Source organism: Actinomadura coerulea, from assembly GCF_014208105.1.
In the GTDB taxonomy this organism is placed as follows: Bacteria; Actinomycetota; Actinomycetes; order Streptosporangiales; family Streptosporangiaceae; genus Spirillospora; species Spirillospora coerulea.
The window spans coordinates 4,564,211-4,582,279 of sequence record NZ_JACHMQ010000001.1 but is presented as its reverse complement, the minus strand read 5'-3'; the positions used below and the strand labels follow the sequence as shown (position 1 = coordinate 4,582,279).

Below are 18,069 nucleotides of genomic sequence, written 5' to 3'. Positions count from 1 at the left end.
TCGTCACGGCACACGGCTCAAGCAGATCCAAGCGACGGTTCAGGGTCACGCTGCGTTCTGCTTCGACGTTGGCTATAGAGCCAGCTTCGATGACAGTGTGTATGCACTAAGCGGGTCCTGGCGCCACCATGGCGGCCGGATTCCGGGGCATCCACGATCAGGAGATAGCTCGCCGCTATTGCTCGCCGGGTAACTTGCTGCCACCAGCTTTCCCACTGTTGTGGGGATTGCGGCGGCTGCTCTGCGGTCAGCAGATAGTCCCCGCACCTCGGGCATATGGCGTTCTGTTCGTCCAGTAGCCTGATGGTGTACCGATCGAGCGGCGGCTTACTCCGTCTGCGGCGGTGAGCCCAGTACTCGGCCAGGAAAGGATCGTCCGGAGACGCCCATCCTTTAACCATGACGTGCCGTTTAATTTCCGTCCACCGAAACATAACCAAGTAGGCGCCGGACTCGAGATCCCCGAACACCCACCTGTCGTTCCGGAACTTGTTGAACTGGCCATAGTACCTGGGGATAATCCATGACTTTGGCTTATTCTGATGGCTGTGCGTGGCCCACTTGTAGGTGAGTCTCCACACGTGCGTGTCGAGATCTTCGAAAACCTTCGACGACACCACCGGTCGATAATACGCCGCCCACCCCCGGATCACGGGGTTCAGGGCGGCAATCACTGCTTTCGCGTTTGCGCCGCGCAGCCGACGCATTTCAAACGCGAGTCTCGACCTGATCCGCTGTACGGCCGCCTTACTAGGCTTGATCAGGAGTTTGGAGCCATACCGGCGGACGTTGAAGCCGAGAAAGTCAAACCCCTCGGCCACATGGACAATGCGGGTCTTATCCTCGTTGAAGGACAGGCCCCGACCGCCCAGCCATCGCGCCAGTCGCTCCTTGATCAGCACGGCCTGATGGCGGGTGTGACAGAGCACCACCAGGTCGTCCGCGTACCTGACCACTACCGGAGAATCCGGATAACTTCGTCCTGCCTTGGGCCCGGTAGTTCTGTACCTGGCCCCAGCGACCGTTTCCAGACCGTGTAACGCGACGTTCAGCAGTAGCGGGCTGATGACCCCGCCCTGCGGAGTTCCTTCCTCGGTGGGAGCGAACCCGCGTCCCGCCTCGAACACTCCCGCCTGGAGCCACTCACGCACCATCTCCCGAGCGGGAAACAGGCCGATAGCCTCCATCAGCGTTTCGTGGTCGATCCGGTCGAATGCCGCAGCCAAATCCGCATCGAGCACCCATAGCCGTGCTGCGGTCTTGCTTTTGCACGTCTCATAGATGGCCTCGATCGCGTCATGGCACCCTCGGCCCGGCCGAAACCCGTATGACTTGGCCTCGAACCGAGCCTCCCACTCGGGCTCCAGTGCATTCCGGACTCGCGCTTGATGACAGCGGTCCATCAGCACCGGTATGCCGAGCGGACGCATGCGCGCGGGGTTACCGGCCTTGGGAATGTGCACTCGCCGGACCGGACGGGGGCGCCAATCCTGCCTGCTGCGATGGACTCGCTTCGCCATGCGCATTCTGGCCTGGTGGGTCAGAGCGACCTCGCCATCGACCCCCGCCGTTCGCCGTCCAGCGTTCCGCTGCGTCACCTGTCGCACGCTCACCAAAGTGTTCGCTTGCGACCGCAGCATGAGTTTCTGTAGATTCCTGGCTTTCGCCAGGTCCCCTTCCTGCACCGCCTTGAAGATCCGCTGTCGTAGGCGGCGTACCTGCTTCTCCTGTTCGGACCAGTCAATACGCCCCCACTCTGAACTCTCATCCAGATCGAGACGACCCTGTTCCGGGATCGGCAGGCCCTCAGGTCCGTTCGCCGTTTCGGCGTCCAACTTGCCCCTCGGTTCGGATGCCATAGACAGTTTCCTTCAAAGATCCACCTGCTCACGTCAGCACGCTTTCGCGTCCGGGCATCGGCCCGTATCCGGCCAGTTATACGGACAGTCCATCGGAGGGCTGGCTTCGCAGTCCGCTTTCCTGTCACCTTTCGGCCACCGGCATTGGCTTCTTGAGCATCCTGTCCAGGCCAGGGATTATGCCCCTCTTACGATCGGCCTACCAACCTCGTTGGACCTGACCCGGGTTTCCATGTTCCGCACGTTCGAGAAGCGGTCGAGCTTGGGTGCCTTCTTTACTCCGGGGACAGCGGTGCCCATGCGGTGCAAGTGGTTTCCTTGCCCACCGCCGGCCGCATCTCAACGACCCGTCCCTGTCACGCTGCCTTCCCACCCGTCTCAGCGAGTCCCTATAACGGAGCATCACCAAAGATTCACTTGCGTTCACCCCGCACTCGACCTTCCCCACCTGTAGGACCGAGACGGAATCGGCCCCCTTGGGATTTCCGTGAGCTTCACACCCACTGACTCAGGAAGCCAGCACGCATGTCACGACGGGGACAGGCTCAGGCACTAGCCTGGAATGCATTCCGACTTTCCATCGGCCTCCAATCATGCATTCACTCGAAACGTGCGACTTCACGTCGCACAACCAGTCCTGGTCGTCGTCCTTCGGCCGCGGCTCGCACCTGACCCGCACGCCGCGGGGCGGCGAGACGCCGGCGGGGGTCGTCACGGTCACCTCGGGGGCGGCGATGTCCACCTTGTAGCCGCGGATGCCCATGCGGGTGGCGAGTGCGGCGAGCTGCGGGTGCATCTCCAGACCGAGCAGGCGCACGATCTTCACGGTGGCCCCGTCGACGTCGGCGATCGGTCCGAGGTCGAGCCCGGAGTCCCAGTTGAACCGGCCGCGCTGGGAACTCGGCGCGCAAGGTGGCGAGGCGCCCTTCGAGATCCATGGGTGGCGGTGGGGGCGGTTCTGGGTTGGGTAGCTTGCTCACTAGCCGCCGACACCTCGGCTACGTCTTCCAGCTCATGGACGTGCGCATGACGCTGGCCGAGCGCCGCCGTCTGGTCGTCGTCGGAGGGTGGCTGGCGCTGCTCGCCGCGACTTGCGACATCGACCTGGGGCGGCGCCCGGCGGCCGCCGCCAGGTTGCGCACGGCCGCGCAACTCGCCGAGCATGCCGAGCATCCGGAGATCCTCGCGTGGACGCTGGAGACGCGCGCCTGGCAGCGACTCACCGACGGCGACCTTCAAGAGGCTGTGAAGCTGGCGTGCGGCGCACAGGAGATCGCCCCGCGGGACGGTTCGGCCTTCATCCAGGCGACCGCGCAGGAGGGGCGAGCATGGGCCCGGCTCGGCGCCGGCCCGGAGACCAGGGAGGCCCTGGCGCGCGTCGAGCAGCTCGTCGAGCCGCTGCCGATGCCGGATCATCCCGAGCACCATTACCGGTACGACCCGGCCAAGAGCGACGCCTACACCGCCACCACGCTCGCGTGGATCGGTGATCCGGCGGCCGAGCGCTACGCGCGCGGCGTCCTGGCTCGGCTGGAACGCCCGTCCTCGGGTCCTGCCCGGCCGCGGCGGGCTGCCTCGGCGCGGCTCGATCTCGCGCTCGCGCTGCTGGCCGCAGATCAGCCGGACGAGGCAGCGCACACGGCGCTGGAGGCGGTGACGAGTGGGCGCCTGGTGCCGTCGAACCACTGGCGCGCGGTCGAGGTCATCACCGCCGTGGAAGCCCGGAGCGTCCCGGCGGCCGCCGAGCTCAGCGAGGCATACCGCGAGTTGTGTGCGCCCACCGAGTAGGGCTTACGCCCCTGAGCGCCCCGTGATCGGGGCCCGATCGGTGACGCTGCTGACGTAGGCACCTCCCCGAAACGCTTCGTGTCGCCTCGGCTTGGGGCTCCGTCAGTTGCGGGTGGGGGTGGGGGTGGCGGGGGCCGACATGGACTTCACGCAGGTTTGCAGGGCGGCCCTGATCTTCTTCTGACTCGCGGCCGGGTTGGCACCGCGCCTCAAAGCGGCTCGCGGCGTGTGCCGCTTCTCCGTTCGCCTCAACCGGATCGCGGGCCGTAACGTACTCTGAACTGGTTGTCGGAGATCACCCCCGGTGAGCGGGGTGGACGGACCCGGAGGGCACGCCGCATGGTCTACTACCTGGCTGGAGCGTTGATCCTCTTCTTCGGCCTGCTGGTCTCCATCGCGCTGCACGAGCTCGGGCACTTCTCCTTCGCGAAGCTGTTCAAGGTGCGGACCACGCAGTTCATGGTCGGGTTCGGGCCCACGATGTGGTCGAGGCACAAGGGCGAGACCGAGTACGGGATCAAGTGGATCCCGCTCGGCGGCTACATCCGCATGATCGGCATGCTGCCGCCGCGCAAGGGCGACGCGCCGGGGCAGGTGCGGCGGATCAGCACCGGGCCGTGGCAGGGGCTGATCGAGTCCGCGCGGGGCGCCGCGCTGGAGGAGGTCGGACCGGACGACGGCGACCGCGTGTTCTACGCCAAGAAGTGGTGGCAGAAACTGCTCATCATGTTCGGCGGGCCCGCGATGAACCTGCTCCTGTCGGTGATGTTCTTCGCGATCCTGCTGATGGGCATCGGCGTCAACCAGCCGCAGCCGGTGATCAAGGAGGTCGCCGAGTGCATGGTGCCGGCCAGCGCCAAGGTCACCGCGTGCCCGGCGGGCGCGACGCCGACCCCGGCGCGGCAGGTCGGGCTCCGGGCCGGTGACCGGATCGTCGCCTTCGACGGCAAGAAGATCGACGACTATCCGCAGTTGCAGAAGCTGATCCGCGAGGACGGCGGCAAGACCGTCGCGATGACCGTCCGGCGGGACGGCGCGGACGTGCGGCTGAACGTCCCGATCACCCGCAACCAGATGTACGACCTCAAGGACGAGGACAAGGTCGTCAACGTCGGGTTCCTCGGCATCACGCCGTCCAGCGGGATCGAACGGCAGGGGCCGGGCGCGGTCGCGACCACGATGGGCGACCTGACCGCGCGCACCGCCGGCGCCCTGGTGCGGATGCCGCAGAAGATGGTCGGCGTGTGGAACGCGGCCTTCGGCGGCCACGAGCGCGACCCGAACGGGCCGATCGGCGTCGTCGGCGTCAGCCGGATCGGCGGCGAGGTCGCCGCGTCCGACGACTTCACCGGCACGCAGAAGGTCTCCTTCTTCGTGATGCTGCTCGGCTCCCTGAACCTCGCGGTCGGGCTGTTCAACCTCATCCCGCTGCTGCCGCTGGACGGCGGGCACATCGCCGGCGCGCTCCTGGAGGCGGTCAAGAAGGCGTTCGCCCGGATCTTCCGCAGGCCCGACCCCGGTTACGTGGACGTGGCCAAGGCGCTCCCGGTGACGTACGTGATGGCGGTCATCCTGATCGTCATGGGCGGCCTGCTGATCTACGCCGACCTGTTCAACCCGATCCGCGTCACCGGGTGACGTCCGGCATCGTGCCGGTCTTCAGGAAGCCGTTCAGCGCGGCCAGGTAGGGGGCGATGTCGAGGCCCTGCCCCGCCAGCCACGCGTCCGACCCGTAGGTGCCCGCGTAGCGCTCGGCGCCGTCGCAGATGAGCGTGACGACGCTGCCGCGCTCCCCGCGGGCCCGCATCTGCGCGATCAGCTCGGCCGCGCCCCACATGTTCGTGCCGGTCGAGCCGCCCACGCTCCGGCCGCTGACCTCGCTCGTCCAGCGCATCGCCGCGATGGACGCCGCGTCCGGCACCCGGATCATCCGGTCGATCACCGTGGGCAGGAAGGACGGCTCGACGCGGGGGCGGCCGATGCCCTCGATCCGCGAGCCCGCCGCGGTGCGCTCGGGGTCCCCGTCGGCGAACGAGCCGTGGAACGCCGACCCCTCGGGGTCGACGACCGCGAGCCGCGTCTGGAACCGCTGGTAGCGGGCGTACCGGCCGATCGTCGCGGACGTCCCGCCGGTGCCCGCGCCGACCACGATCCACGACGGCTCGGGGAACCGCTCCAGCCGCATCTGATCGAAGATCGACTCGGCGATGTTGTTGTTGCCGCGCCAGTCCGTGGCCCGCTCGGCGAAGGTGAACTGGTCCATGAAGTGGCCGCCGCACTCGGCCGCCAGCCGCCGCGACTCCGCGTAGATCGCCGACGGGTCGGCCACCAGGTGGCAGCGGCCCCCGTGGAACTCGATGAGCTGGATCTTCTCCGGGCTGGTGGAGGCCGGCATGACCGCGACGAACGGCAGGCCGAGCAGCCGCGCGAAGTACGCCTCCGACACCGCCGTCGACCCACTGGACGCCTCGATGATCGTCGTGTCCCGGCGGATCCACCCGTTGGCCAGCCCGTACAGGAACAGCGACCGCGCGAGCCGGTGCTTCAGCGAACCCGTGGGGTGGACGGACTCGTCCTTCAGGTAGAGGTCGATGCCCCACTCCGGCGGCAGCGGGAACACGTGCAGGTGCGTGTCGGCGCTGCGGTTGGCGTCGGCGTCCACGAGCCGGATCGCCTCGGCGATCCAGGCCCGGTATCCGGGATCGCAGCGGTCCACGGTGCGGCTCATGGCGGTTCTCCCCCTGATCGTCGGCAGGGTCACACGATATCGGCGCATGTCACGGTGCATCATTGAGGAGGCGGGGGGCAGATGAGCGAGATGTTCGACGAACGCATCGTGGCGACCGGCCGGCTGCCGCTGTTCGGTTTCTTCGTGGCGTTCATGATCACGTTTGTGCTGACGCGGGTGAACGTCCGGCTGATCCGCGCGGACGTGCGCTGGTGGTTCCGGAACGTGAAGGCCGGCGACGTGCACATCCACCACGTCGTGTTCGGCGTGGTGCTGATGCTGATGGGCGGGGTGGCGAGCCTCGCCGTCCCGGACGCCTACGTCGGCCTCGACCTCGCGGCGGCGGTGGTGTTCGGGATGGGATCGGCCCTCGTCCTGGACGAGTTCGCGCTGATCCTGCACCTCAGCGACGTCTACTGGACGGAGAAGGGCCGCGCGTCCGTCGACGCGGTGTTCGTCGCCATGGCGGTGACCGGGCTGCTGCTGCTCGGCATCCGCCCCCTCGGCTACGAGGGACTCGCGCCGGACCCGGGCACCGGGCTGATCACCCGCGTCTACGTCGCCTCCCTCGCCGTCAACCTCGTCCTGGCCGTGGTCACGCTGCTGAAGGGCAAGATCTGGACGGGCCTCATCGGGCTGTTCATGCCCGCGCTGCTGATCGTCGGCGCGATCCGGGTGGCGCGGCCCGGCTCGCCCTGGTCGCGCTGGCGCTACGACCAGGACTCGCGCCGGTACCAGCGGGCCGTCCGGCGCGAGACGCGGCTCCGGCGGCCGCTCATCCGCGCCAAGATCTGGGTGCAGGAGTTCATCGCGGGCCGGCACGACCTCATCCCGCCCGAGCTGCTGCAGCGCCGCGTCGACGTCGGCGAGCGGGCCCGCCGCCGCAGGATGGCCCGCGCCGCCGCCCGCGCGGAGCGCCGGGCCGAGCGGCGGGCCGAACGCGGCCGGGCGCGCCGGGCCGAGCGCCGGGCGGCGCGCCGCGCCGCGCTCCGGGCCGAGCGGGAGGCCGTCGAGCGCGCCGAGCGCAACGCCGCCGCCCGCGCCCACCGGGACGCCGCCGCCCGGGCGCGCCGCCGGACCCTGTCGCGCGTGCGGGGGCAGACCGGGTCGCGGCTGCGGACCCGCGCCGCGTCCGCCCGGCGGGCCCGCGGCCGCGCGCACGGGGAGGAGCCGCCGTCCGGGGAGCATCCGCCCGCGGAGGCCCCCGAGCTCAGCCCGTGACGCCGCTCAGTCCATGACGGGGGCGACGGCCCGGACGGTGTCGATCGTGTCGGCCTCGGCGGCGGACTTGTCGGGCCGGTACCGCAGGACGCGGGCGAACCGCAGCGCGATGCCGCCGGGGTAGCGGGGGCTGTGCTGGACGCCGTCGAACGCGATCTCGACGACGAGTTCGGGCCGGACGCGCACCGTCCAGGAGTCCTCGCGCACGGCCAGCTCGCGGAGCCTCTGCGTCTGCCAGGCGAGCAGCTCGTCGGTGAGCCCCTTGAAGGTCTTGCCGAGCATGACGAAGCCGCCGGTCCCGGGGTCGCGGGCGCCGAGGTGCAGGTTGGACAGCAGGCCCTGCCGGCGGCCGTGCCCCCACTCGGCGGCGAGGACGACGAGGTCGAGGGTGTGCCGGGGCTTGACCTTGATCCAGCCCGCGCCGCGCCGCCCGGCCGTGTACGGGGTGTCGAGGGCCTTGACGACGACGCCCTCGTGGCCGCGCGCGACGGCCTCGTCGAAGACCTCCTTGGCGCGCGCGGGGTCGCCGGTGACCGCGCGGGGCATCCGCAGCTCCTCGGGGACGACCCGCGCGAGCGCCTCGTACCGCTCGGCTCCCGGCGCGTCGAGCAGGTCCTCGCCGCGCGCGCCCTGGGGAGGGGAGCCGCCGGCCTCCACGAGGTACAGCACGTCGAACAGGAAGACGGCCAGCGGCACCGGTTCGGTGTCCTTCGCCGTGCGGGTCGCGGTGCGGGCGGAGGTCACCTGGAACGGGTAGGGGCTGCCGTCCGGCCGCAGGGCGATCAGCTCGCCGTCGAACACGGCCTCGCGGACGGGCAGCCCCCGCACCGCCTCCACCACCTCCGGCAGCCGGGAGGTGATCTCGTCCAGCGTCCGGGTGAAGACCCGGACCCCGTGGCCGGACACGTGCACCTGCGCGCGGATGCCGTCGAGCTTCCACTCGACGGCCGCCTCGCCCCCGAGCTTGGCGAACGCCTCGTCGACCGACGGCGCGGCGGCGGCCAGCATCGGCTTGACCGGCCGCCCCACCTCCAGCGTGAACGCGCGCAGCCCGTCCACGCCCTCCGCGAGCGCGGTCGTGGCGACCGGGCCGAGCGAGCCGCGCAGCATGAACGCGCGCCGGACCTCGGCGGAGGGCACCCCGGCGGCCGACGCGATCGCCTCGGCCATCACCCCGTCCAGCGCGCCCTGGCGCAGCTCGCCCGCCAGCAGCCTGACGAGGAAGCCCTGCTCGGGGGCGGTGGCGCGGCCGAACAGCGCGGCGAGCAGCTCGCGCCGCCGGGCGACCGAGCCGGGTCCGGACACGGCGCCGATCCCGCCGAACGCCGCGTCCACCTCGGACACCGTCAGGGACGGCTCGGCGGCGGGCGGCGGGAGGTCGCGCAGCGCGGCGTACCCCACCCCGATCTGGCGTTGCGGCAGCTCGCCGGACAGGTAGGCGACCACGGTCGCGGCCTCGCCCGGGTCGGCCGCGCGCAGGCACTCCGCCAGCGCGGCCACCTTGGCCTTGCGGCCCGAGGTGCCCGCGACCGCCTCCGAGGTCCGCGCGATGTCCGCTGTCAGCATCCCATCATTGTGACCACCGGGTCTGACGAACGGCACCGCGAGGGGGCCTGGCGAGGCGGCGCGGCCCTGGTTACGTTGGCCGGTGGCGGGAACGGTCGGCGGGACGGAAGTGAGGAGCGCGGCGTGGGCCTTCAGCGTCCGGTCGAGCCGTTCCACCGGCCGTATGCCGGTCCGGAGCCGCCGGCCCCCGGGCGACGCCCGCGCAGGCTGATCGCGGTGCTCGCGGCGGCCGCGGCGGTCGCCGTCGCTGTGGTGGCGGCGGTCCTGGTCATGTCCGGGGGGCGCGAGCAGGAGGCCGCCCCGCGGCGCACGCCGGGCGGGTCCGCGCAGCCGCCGGCGGTCCGCCCGTCCGGGTCGCCGGGCCCGCGGGAGAAAGTGATCAACGCGCTTCCGGCGCCCTGCGGGACGGTCGCGGCGGGCACGGTCGAGCGGGCCGTCCCGGAGGCGACGCGGCGGCAGAGCGCGAACTCGACGCTCACCACGTGCACGTACTCCTCGACCGGCTCGGCGTTCCGCTGGCTGCGCGTGGAGGCGCGCCTGTACGCCCCCGGCGACACCGCGACGCCCGTCCAGGACGCCGAGGGCTACTACGACGCGCAGTGGGCCCAGGCTCACGACGCCCCGCTCGTGCGGACCGTCACGCTGGAGCGCCGCGGCGGCATCGGGGACGAGGCGTACCGCTGGTTCAAGACCGACGAGGGCCAGCCGACCGTGGTCGGGCAGGTCACGGCCCGGGTCCGCAACGTGGTCCTCACGGTCGCCTACAGCGAGCAGGCGCCCCGGAAGGGCCCCGCGGACGCCCGGGAGCGGGCCTGCCTCGACACCGCCACCGCCGTCGCCCGTGACGTCCTCACCGCGCTGAGTCATTCCTGACCTGAATCGGCCGATCACGGCATCACTTTCGCCGGCACCTTCTATGGTGAACCGGTAAAGGGGAGGGAGCGCGCCGATCGAGCTCCCGCGCCAGGCAGGATGATCGGCGCGCGGCGATGCCTGGGGAGGAGGGGGTCGACGTCGTGACCATGCCATCGCTGGGAGTGTCCTGGGTGTGATGCACCCGGCTTGAGCTGCCCGTATTCACCTCAGGGCCGCGGAGTGGTCCCTGCTCCGCGGCCCTTTTCCATGCCCTGGCCGAGTCCAGTCCCGCGCCATTGCCGAACCATTTTCTAATAACCGGTTCGACGTCGAGACAAATGGCGGCCGGGTGTCCAGCCCCGAAAACCCGCCTCGTCCGGGAACGCAGGGCTTTTCCGGAACGACCGCGCCGTCGCCGCGCGCCGCGGGGGTGCTAGCCCCGGGCGGGGATCCTGGCCAGCAGGCGCAGCGAGGCGGGGGACACCCGGGACAGGACGTGCGCGAGGTGCCCCTCGGCGTTGACGGGCACGACGGCCTTGTTCTTGACGATCGCGTGGACGACCCGCTCGGCGACCTTCTCCGGCGGGTAGTTGCGCAGGTTGACGGCGCGCTGCCCGCGCTCGCGGAGCCGCGCGCGGGCCTGGTCGTCGCCCTCCAGGTGGATCGCGTTCTCGGCGATGCTGGTGCTGACGAACCCGGGGCAGACGGCCGTGACGCCGATGCGCGAGCCGGCCAGCTCGGCGCGCAGGCACTCGCTGAGCATGAGGACGGCGGACTTCGTCGTGCAGTAGGCGGGCATGGACCGCCACGGCGCGAACGCGGCGGCCGACGCGATGTTGACGATGTGCCCGCCGAAGTTCGGCTTGTCTGGCTTGTTGGGCAGCGCGTTCACGCGGTCGCGCATCTGGCGGCCGAACAGCCGGCAGCCGTGGACGACGCCCCACAGGTTCACGCCGAGGATGCGCTCCCAGTCCTCCACGCCGGTGTCGAGGAAGGGGCCGGTGACCGCGATGCCGGCGTTGTTGACGACGATGTCGGGGACGCGGTGGGTCTCCTTCACCTGGGCGGCGAAGTCCTCCATCGCGGCCTCGTCCGCCACGTCCACCTGGTAGGCGGTGCCGCCCGCGCCGAGCGTCTTGGCGAGGGCGGCCGTGCGCTCGGCGGCGGGCATGTCGATGTCCGCCGCGACGACGCTCGCCCCGTTCCCGGCCAGGGCGAGGGCGACGGCCCGGCCGATTCCGCTGCCGGCTCCGGTGACGACGGCGAGCGCTCCGTCGAAGTGCGCGAGGGGCATCCAGACCTCCGAGGTGTGCGGCGGATCGAATGATCTGAACGTTACTCAGCCCGCCGCCGCCGCGTCGGCTATGACGGCGTCCACCTCCGCTTTGCGGGCGGTCTCCTCGGCGGCGAACCGCTCGGCGTCGACCGTCTCGGCGATCTCCTCGTCCTGGTGCATGAGCGCGTCGAGGTCGGCCTTGGACATGTCCAGGACGCCCATGTCGTCATACGCGCGCCGGATGCGGTCGCTCCACAGCCCGATGTCCTTCACGCAGGGCACGATGCGGCTGAACAGCAGGCTCTGGAACATCCGCATGTACGGCGAGTTCTCGACCATCTCGTCGACCTCCTTCGGGTCGATGCCGAAGTTGGTCCAGATCTCCCGGCCGCGGATGCGGTCGCGCATCAGGTAGCAGCCCTCGATGACGAACTCCTCGCGCTCGCGGAGCTCCGCCTCGGAGAGCTGCTTGTAGTAGTCGCGCAGCGCCAGCCGCCCGAACGCGACGTGGCGCGCCTCGTCCTGCATGACGTAGGCGAGGAGCTGCTTGGGCAGCGGCTTGGTGGTGACGTCGCGGATGACGCCGAACGCGGCGAGCGCGAGGCCCTCGATGAGCACCTGCATGCCGAGGTAGGGCATGTCCCAGCGCGAGTCGGTGAGGGTCTCGTTCAGCAGGTCCTGCAGCTTGGTGTTGATCGGGTAGACCATCCCGACCTTCTCGTGCAGGAACCGTGCGAACAGCTCGACGTGGCGGGCCTCGTCCATCGTCTGGGTGGCGGAGTAGAACTTGGAGTCCAGGTCGGGCACCGACTCGACGATGCGGGCGGCGGTGACCATCGCGCCCTGCTCACCGTGCATGAACTGGGAGAACTGCCAGGCCGTGCTGTGGCGCCGCAGCTCGCCGCGCTCCTTCACGGACAGCATGTCCCAGTACTTCGTCCCGTAGATGGCGAGGGACTGGTCGGGGACGCCGAGGACGTCGTGCGGGTCGACCTCCAGGTCCCAGTCGATGCGCTTGACCGAGTCCCACTGCTTGTCCTTGCCCTTCTGGTAGAGGGCGAGGAGACGGTCGCGGCCGTCGTCGTACTCCCAGGTGAACCTGGCGTCGCCGGTCATCGGGACGGTCCAGGCGTCGGACGGGACGGAGTCGGTGTACAGGTCGTGGGTCGACATGGGCGTCCTCCCCGAGCGCAGACGTACGCTGTACGTCTTACGTACAATGTACGTACCGTGTCATGGGACACTTACGGTGTCAACGGCGAGGAGGAGCGCGAGCGATGGCGAGGCGTGTGACCTCCGACACTCCGCGGCCGGGCCTGACCCGCGCGCGCATCGTGGAGGCGGCGGTCGACCTGATCGAGCGGGAGGGCGCGGACGGGCTGTCGATGCGCCGGGTCGCCGCCGAACTTGACGTCGCCGTGATGTCGCTCTACAACCACGTCCCGAACAAGGGCGCGCTGCTGGAGGGCGTGGCCGAGCACGTCGTCGCGGGGCTGGAACTGCCCGACGACCCGTCCGAGCCGTGGCAGGAGCGCGCGCGTGCGCTGGTCCGGGCCTTCCGGAAGGTCGCCCACGACAACCCGCGCTGCATGTCGATCGTCCTCACCCACAAGGTCGACACACCGGTGGGGCTGCGGCCCGCCGAGCGCGCCCTGGCCCTCGCCGACGCCGCCGGGTTCGACGGCGAGACGGCCGTCCGCATCATGCGGGCGCTCATCGCCTACGCGCTCGGCGCCCAGATGCGCGAGACCGGCATGGCGAAGATGCTGGGGCACCTCGCCGAGACGGGGGCCGAGTCCTGGACGCGCCTCGACCCGGACGAGTTCCCCCACGTGATCGCCTACGGCCCGGCGCTGGCCCGCTTCGACGCCGAGGCCGACTTCGAGTTCGGCCTCGACCTGCTCATCGGGGCGCTGGACGCGCTTCCCCGGCGGGGGCCAGGTAAGGGCTGAGGCCGTTCCAGCAGAAGTCGGTCATGTAGCGGGCCGCGTCCTCCGCCGACACGTCGGGGCGGCCCGTCTGCCACAGCGCCAGGCGCTCGCTCGCGCCCATGATGATCTGCGTGAACGCCTCGATCGCGCCGGCCGGCGCGGACGGCGCGAACGTGCCGAGCACGCCGGCGATGAGCTCGCTCTGCTGCCGCCGCGTCTCGTCGATGGCCTGGATGGCCTCCGGGGCGGCGGCCATCGGCTCGCGCAGGAGCATCGCGAACGACCTGCTGTGCTCGTCGATGAACCGGAAGTAGGCGACCATCCCCCGGGACAGGATGTCCTCGGGGGTGGTGGCGCCCGCCATCGCCTTCTGGGTGACGTCGAACAACTCGGCCTTGGAGCGGCTCACGCACGCCACGAGCAGGCCGTCCTTGGAGCCGAAGTACTCGTAGAGCATCGGCTTGGAGACCCCGCAGCGCTCGGCGATCTCGTCCATGGAGGCGGCCTGGTAGCCGCGCTCGCCGAACACCCGCTCCGCCACGTCCAGCATCTGCCGCTCGCGCTCGGCGCGCGACATCCGGCGGCGGCGGGGCGGGGGTGTGGCGCCACTCACAGGGAAATCCCCTCTGTTGGACCTACCGTCAGTAACCTACTCCCGGTAACTTACTGCGAGTAGGTTATCTGAGAGGAGGGGTCATGAGCGAGCGCGCCCCCGCGATCGTCATCATCGGCTCCGGCTTCGCCGGCCTCGGCATGGCGATCCGGCTCAAGCGGTCCGGCTTCCACGACTTCGTCGTCCTGGAGAAGAGCGAGGCGCTCGGCGGGACCTGGCACGACAACACCTATCCGGGCTGCGCCTGCGACGTCCCGTCGCACATGTACTCCTTCTCCTTCGAGCTCAACCCGGGCTGGACGCGGATGTTCGCGCCGCAGCCGGAGATCCGCGCCTACATGGAGCGCACCGCCGACAAGTACCGGGTGCGCGAGCACATCCGGTTCGGCGCGGCGGTCGACTCCATGGAGTACGACGACGACGCCCGCCACTGGAAGGTGACGCTCGGCGACGGGACGGTCCTCACCCCGAAGGCCGTCGTGTCCGGCATCGGCGCGCTGCACGTCCCGTCCTACCCGGACCTGCCGGGCGTCGAGCTGTTCCGGGGGACGGCGTTCCACTCCGCCGAGTGGGACCACTCCTACGACCTCACCGGCAAGCGGGTCGCCGTCATCGGCACGGGCGCCTCGGCGATCCAGTTCGTGCCGAAGGTCGCCAAGCGGGCGGGCGAGCTCGTCGTCTTCCAGCGGACCCCGCCGTGGATCCAGCCCAAGCCCGACCTGCCCATCCCCGCGCCGGTCCGCACGCTGTTCGGGAAGGTGCCGGTCGCCGCCCGCGCGTTCCGCGGCGGCATCTACTGGGCGCTGGAGGCCCGCGCCGTCGGGTTCACCATCGACCCGCGGCTGTCCACCCCGCAGGAGAAGATCGCCCGCCGGCACATCGCGAGCCAGGTCGCCGACCCGGTGCTGCGCGCCAAGGTGACGCCGGACTACACGATCGGCTGCAAGCGGATCCTGCTGTCCAACGACTACTATCCGGCGCTCTCGCGTCCCAACGTGGAGGTGGAGACCTCCGGGATCGCCGAGGTGCGGGAGCACTCCGTCGTCACCGAGGACGGGCGCGAGTACGAGGTCGACTGCATCATCTACGGCACCGGCTTCAAGGTGACCGACGCCCTCACCGACCTGCGCGTCACCGGCCGCGGCGGCGTCAAGCTCCAGGAGATCTGGGCGGACGGCATCGAGGCGCACCGCGGCACGACGATCCCCGGCCTGCCGAACTTCTTCATGCTGCTCGGCCCGAACACCGGCCTCGGCCACAACTCCGTCGTCTTCATGATCGAGGTCCAGATCCAGCACGTGCTGAACTGCCTGCGCCTGATGCAGGAGGCGGGCGCCGACGCCATCGAGCCGAAGCCGGAGGCCGCGCGCCGCTTCAACGACCGCCTCCAGCGGCGGCTGCGCCGCGCCGTCTGGAACGAGGGCGGCTGCGACAGCTGGTACCTCGACGACCAGGGCGTCAACCGCACCCTCTGGCCGGGCCACACGTTCGAGTTCTGGGCCGGCTCCCGCAAGGCCAGGCCGGAGGAGTTCGTCCTCACCCGCTGAGCGCGCGTCGGCATGCTCGCCGCCGCAGGGCCGCACGTCTTCACGACCCGCACGGTCGACGCCCCAGTTTGGAAGAATCTTGCATTTCTGCAATTTCTGTCCAAGGATACGGGTGGCCGGATCGGACGGGCCGGCTGACGACATGGGCCGGCGACTTCCCTGCGGAGGCTCATGAACGACACCACCAGCACGCTGACGGACACCTTGTTCCTCTACGACAGGTCCGGGCGGCGCTACGCGCCCACCGACCGGCGCTGGCGCGGTGAGGACGGCTCACCTCTCGCGCTCAGCCCGGTGCCCGGGCCCGCGCCCGACCAGATCGACACGAGCGAGCGCTCCCTCTGGCGCTACCAGTCCGCGATCCCGGTCTCTCCCCGGCACCGTGTGAGCCTCGGGGAGGGCTTCACCCCCATGCCGCCGCTGGACTGGGACGGGCTGCGCGTCCACTTCAAGCTCGAATGGTTCAATCCCACCTCCAGCTTCAAGGACCGGGGGGTCACGGTGATGATCTCCCATCTGCGCGGGCGGGGGGAGACGCGCGTCCTGGAGGACAGCTCCGGCAACGGCGGCTCCGCGGTCGCCGCCTACGCGGCCGCCGCCGGGATGGACGCGAAGATCATCGTTCCCGCGGCGACGTCGGCCGCCAAGATCCTTCAGGCCCGCGCGTACGGCGCCCGGATCGAACTCGTCGCGGGCACCCGCGAACAGGTCTCCGACGAGGCGATCCGCCAGTCCGAGCAGACCTTCTACGCCAGCCACAACTGGCACCCCTACTTCCTGCAGGGCACGAAGACGATCGCCTACGAGATGTGGGAGTCGCTCGCGTTCAGGGCGCCGGACAACGTCGTGCTCGTCGCCGGCGCGGGCAGCAACGTCCTCGGCTGCGACATCGGATTCGGCGAACTGCTCGAAGGAGGCCGGATCGACCGGCTCCCCAGGCTTCTGGTCGGCCAGCCGGAGCACTGGGCCGCGATCGCGGACACGGTGAACGGGATCGACCCGCGGAGCCGGGGACCACGGGTGCCGACGATCGCGGAGGGCGCCTCCATCGCCGCTCCGGTCCGGCTCCCGGAGGCCGTCGAGGCGATCCGCCGCTCGGGCGGGGCGGCGGTGGCGGTCACCGAGGACCAGATCCACCTGGCCGTGCGCAAGCTCGCCTCGCGGGGACTGTACGCCGAGCCGACCAGCGGCGTCGCCGCGGCGGCCCTCGACCACTTCCTGGCCGACGGCACCATCGGCCCTGGCGAGACCACCGTCGTCGTCCTCACCGGCGCCGGGCTCAAGTCGGCGGAGGCGATGGCCGCCGTCTTCGACGACGACGGCGCCCCTGACGGGAGGAGCCGCACGTGACCCCCGACGTCCCCGAGGACGCCGACGCCCCCGCCGACCCCGACGAGCACCTTCTCCTCGAAGCCGAGAAGATCGCGATCGCGATCGGACGCATGTTCCCCGGCCTCTGCGAGGTGGTCCTCCACGACCTGCGCCGGCCGGAGCACGCGATCCGCGTCATCGAGAACAACCTGTCGGGCCGCAGGGCGGGGGACTCCGCCACCGAGCTGGGGCTCCGCCGGATCGCGGACCCGGACTACCCGAGCGTGATCCAGAACTATCCCAACCGGTTCCCCGACGGCCGTCCGGTGAAGAGCACGTCCATCGGGATCAAGAACGCCCAGGGCCGCTACGTCGCGGCGCTCTGCCTGAACCTCGACGTGTCGAACCTTTCTCCCCTCACGCTCGCCCTGGCCAACCTGGTGGCGACCGAGGTCGAGCACCGGGAAGAGGCGTTGGAGACCCTGGAGAACCGCCCGGCGCGGGAGTTGCGCGAGGTCATCGAGACGTTCGCCGCCGGACGAGCCGCCACCCCGCGCGCACTCGGCCGTGCCGCCAAGAAGGACCTCGTCCGGCGACTGCACCGTGACGGCTACTTCGACACCCGGGGTTCCACCGAGGCCATCGCCGACCTGCTGGGAATCTCCCGGAGCACCGTCTACAACTACGCCAGGCAGCCCTGAGGGCCCGTCAGCTCACTTGGCGGGGGGGGAGAACATCGGGCGGAAGCCCGCGACGAGCTGGCGGATCACCGGGCGCTGCTGGGCGGGCGTGCGGCCGCGCAGGTCGTGGATCGGGTCGAGGCCGTCGTAGTAGGGGGCGAGGGCGAGGAACGGCAGGATCATCATCAGCCAGGTGGCGAGGACCTCCAGGTCGGCCTCCTCGCCGATGGCGCCCTGCGCCTTCCACAGCTCCAGCGTCGGGTGGATGACCAGCAGGTAGTGCTGGTTGGCGGTGTCGCGGACGACGGACCGGACGCCGTTGTCGAGCTCGAAGTTCGTGGCCGCGGTGACGCCGCGCTCCAGCGGGTGGTCGGCCATGTACTCGGTCCAGTCGCACAGGACGTCGACCAGCCACTCGTCGAAGGCCTGGTCGAAGTCGATCCGCTCGATGCGGCGCTCCATCTCCTCGCGGATGCGGCGCGACGCCTCGTCGCACACGAACGCGAAGAACTCCAGCTTGTCGCTGAAGTACTGGAACAGCGAGCCCTTGGCGATGCCGGCCTCGCGCGCGATGGTGTTGAGGCTGCCGGTCGAGTACCCGTGCTCTCCGAACTCGCGCATCGCCACTTCGAGCACGCGTTCGCGCTTGGCGACGTTGAGGCGGAACCAGGTCGACGTCGGCATGGACCTCTTC

16 protein-coding genes are annotated in these 18,069 nt (G+C 70.3%); 8 read left to right on the top strand and 8 right to left on the bottom strand.

The genetic code is table 11. The features are described 5' to 3' along the window. Positions 1–17: 17 nt before the first annotated feature. Both ltrA and BKA00_RS20925 read right to left on the bottom strand, forming a co-directional pair. The gene (ltrA, locus tag BKA00_RS20930; RefSeq protein WP_185025919.1) at positions 18–1,859 is read right to left on the bottom strand and encodes a group II intron reverse transcriptase/maturase; all 1,842 of its coding nucleotides are present in this window, start codon (positions 1,857–1,859) and stop codon (positions 18–20) included. Positions 1,860–2,367: 508 nt separating this feature from the next. Continuing rightward, positions 2,368–2,685, bottom strand: coding sequence for a hypothetical protein (locus BKA00_RS20925; RefSeq protein WP_185027469.1), 318 nt, complete (start codon positions 2,683–2,685; stop codon positions 2,368–2,370). 146 nt (positions 2,686–2,831) lie between these two features. On the opposite strand from BKA00_RS20925, the gene BKA00_RS20920 reads away from it, so the two are divergent. Continuing rightward, the gene (locus BKA00_RS20920; RefSeq protein ID WP_185027467.1) at positions 2,832–3,647 is read left to right on the top strand and encodes an NsdA family TPR-like regulatory protein; all 816 of its coding nucleotides are present in this window, start codon (positions 2,832–2,834) and stop codon (positions 3,645–3,647) included. A gap of 339 nt (positions 3,648–3,986) precedes the next feature. After that, positions 3,987–5,285: a M50 family metallopeptidase gene (locus BKA00_RS20915; RefSeq protein WP_185027465.1), complete on the top strand. Its 1,299-nt coding sequence runs from the start codon at positions 3,987–3,989 to the stop codon at positions 5,283–5,285. Here the strand turns inward: BKA00_RS20915 and cds1 are convergent. Then, entirely contained in the window at positions 5,275–6,375 is a 1,101-nt protein-coding gene (gene cds1, locus BKA00_RS20910) for an L-cysteine desulfhydrase Cds1 (protein WP_185027463.1), read from the bottom strand. The two genes, BKA00_RS20915 and cds1, sit on opposite strands and share 11 nt — an antisense overlap. A gap of 81 nt (positions 6,376–6,456) precedes the next feature. On the opposite strand from cds1, the gene BKA00_RS20905 reads away from it, so the two are divergent. Next, positions 6,457–7,596, top strand: a complete 1,140-nt coding sequence (locus BKA00_RS20905; protein WP_338072150.1) for a hypothetical protein — start codon at positions 6,457–6,459, stop codon at positions 7,594–7,596. A gap of 6 nt (positions 7,597–7,602) precedes the next feature. Here the strand turns inward: BKA00_RS20905 and BKA00_RS20900 are convergent, their stop codons facing one another. Continuing rightward, entirely contained in the window at positions 7,603–9,162 is a 1,560-nt protein-coding gene (locus tag BKA00_RS20900) for an ATP-dependent DNA ligase (RefSeq protein ID WP_185027461.1), read from the bottom strand. A gap of 123 nt (positions 9,163–9,285) precedes the next feature. Between BKA00_RS20900 and BKA00_RS20895 the strand changes: the two genes are divergently transcribed. Further along, a complete protein-coding gene (locus BKA00_RS20895) occupies positions 9,286–10,035 on the top strand; it encodes a hypothetical protein (RefSeq protein WP_185027459.1) in 750 nt (249 codons plus the stop codon). A gap of 415 nt (positions 10,036–10,450) precedes the next feature. Here BKA00_RS20895 and BKA00_RS20890 read toward each other — a convergent pair whose 3' ends face one another. Together BKA00_RS20890 and BKA00_RS20885 are read right to left on the bottom strand one after the other, a co-directional pair. Then, entirely contained in the window at positions 10,451–11,311 is an 861-nt protein-coding gene (locus tag BKA00_RS20890; RefSeq protein WP_185027457.1) for an SDR family NAD(P)-dependent oxidoreductase, read from the bottom strand. A gap of 45 nt (positions 11,312–11,356) precedes the next feature. Further along, positions 11,357–12,466 carry a ferritin-like domain-containing protein gene (locus BKA00_RS20885; RefSeq protein ID WP_185027455.1) on the bottom strand — a complete coding sequence of 370 codons (1,110 nt, stop codon included), beginning with the start codon at positions 12,464–12,466 and terminating at the stop codon, positions 11,357–11,359. A 104-nt stretch (positions 12,467–12,570) separates the two neighbouring features. Here BKA00_RS20885 and BKA00_RS20880 point away from each other — a divergent pair, with 104 nt between their 5' ends. Continuing rightward, positions 12,571–13,245, top strand: a complete 675-nt coding sequence (locus tag BKA00_RS20880; RefSeq protein WP_185027453.1) for a TetR/AcrR family transcriptional regulator — start codon at positions 12,571–12,573, stop codon at positions 13,243–13,245. Here the strand turns inward: BKA00_RS20880 and BKA00_RS20875 are convergent. Continuing rightward, complete coding sequence (locus BKA00_RS20875; RefSeq protein ID WP_230299315.1) at positions 13,196–13,837, bottom strand: TetR/AcrR family transcriptional regulator; 642 nt, start codon at positions 13,835–13,837, stop codon at positions 13,196–13,198. The genes BKA00_RS20880 and BKA00_RS20875 overlap by 50 nt on opposite strands. A gap of 83 nt (positions 13,838–13,920) precedes the next feature. On the opposite strand from BKA00_RS20875, the gene BKA00_RS20870 reads away from it, so the two are divergent. From BKA00_RS20870 to BKA00_RS40520, 3 genes are all read left to right on the top strand, one after another. Further along, positions 13,921–15,384 (top strand): flavin-containing monooxygenase, encoded by a 1,464-nt coding sequence (locus BKA00_RS20870; protein WP_185027451.1) that lies wholly within the window; start codon positions 13,921–13,923, stop codon positions 15,382–15,384. A 171-nt stretch (positions 15,385–15,555) separates the two neighbouring features. Continuing rightward, positions 15,556–16,734 (top strand): pyridoxal-phosphate dependent enzyme, encoded by a 1,179-nt coding sequence (locus BKA00_RS20865; protein ID WP_185027449.1) that lies wholly within the window; start codon positions 15,556–15,558, stop codon positions 16,732–16,734. Continuing rightward, positions 16,731–17,396, top strand: a complete 666-nt coding sequence (locus tag BKA00_RS40520) for a helix-turn-helix transcriptional regulator (protein ID WP_185027447.1) — start codon at positions 16,731–16,733, stop codon at positions 17,394–17,396. The genes BKA00_RS20865 and BKA00_RS40520 overlap by 4 nt, the downstream gene beginning before the upstream one ends. Positions 17,397–17,408: 12 nt before the next feature. Here the strand turns inward: BKA00_RS40520 and BKA00_RS20855 are convergent, their stop codons facing one another. Next, entirely contained in the window at positions 17,409–18,059 is a 651-nt protein-coding gene (locus BKA00_RS20855; protein ID WP_185027445.1) for a TetR/AcrR family transcriptional regulator, read from the bottom strand. Positions 18,060–18,069 lie beyond the last annotated feature (10 nt).

Coding starts and splice junctions, on each gene's coding strand:
- BKA00_RS20855 (WP_185027445.1), bottom strand. CDS start 18,059: ATGCCGACGTCGACCTGGTTCCGCCTCAACGTCGCCAAGCGCGAACGC.
- BKA00_RS20865 (WP_185027449.1), top strand. CDS start 15,556: ATGAACGACACCACCAGCACGCTGACGGACACCTTGTTCCTCTACGAC.
- BKA00_RS20890 (WP_185027457.1), bottom strand. CDS start 11,311: ATGCCCCTCGCGCACTTCGACGGAGCGCTCGCCGTCGTCACCGGAGCC.
- ltrA (WP_185025919.1), bottom strand. CDS start 1,859: ATGGCATCCGAACCGAGGGGCAAGTTGGACGCCGAAACGGCGAACGGA.
- cds1 (WP_185027463.1), bottom strand. CDS start 6,375: ATGAGCCGCACCGTGGACCGCTGCGATCCCGGATACCGGGCCTGGATC.
- BKA00_RS20905 (WP_338072150.1), top strand. CDS start 6,457: ATGAGCGAGATGTTCGACGAACGCATCGTGGCGACCGGCCGGCTGCCG.
- BKA00_RS20915 (WP_185027465.1), top strand. CDS start 3,987: ATGGTCTACTACCTGGCTGGAGCGTTGATCCTCTTCTTCGGCCTGCTG.
- BKA00_RS20880 (WP_185027453.1), top strand. CDS start 12,571: ATGGCGAGGCGTGTGACCTCCGACACTCCGCGGCCGGGCCTGACCCGC.
- BKA00_RS20870 (WP_185027451.1), top strand. CDS start 13,921: ATGAGCGAGCGCGCCCCCGCGATCGTCATCATCGGCTCCGGCTTCGCC.
- BKA00_RS20885 (WP_185027455.1), bottom strand. CDS start 12,466: ATGTCGACCCACGACCTGTACACCGACTCCGTCCCGTCCGACGCCTGG.
- BKA00_RS20900 (WP_185027461.1), bottom strand. CDS start 9,162: ATGCTGACAGCGGACATCGCGCGGACCTCGGAGGCGGTCGCGGGCACC.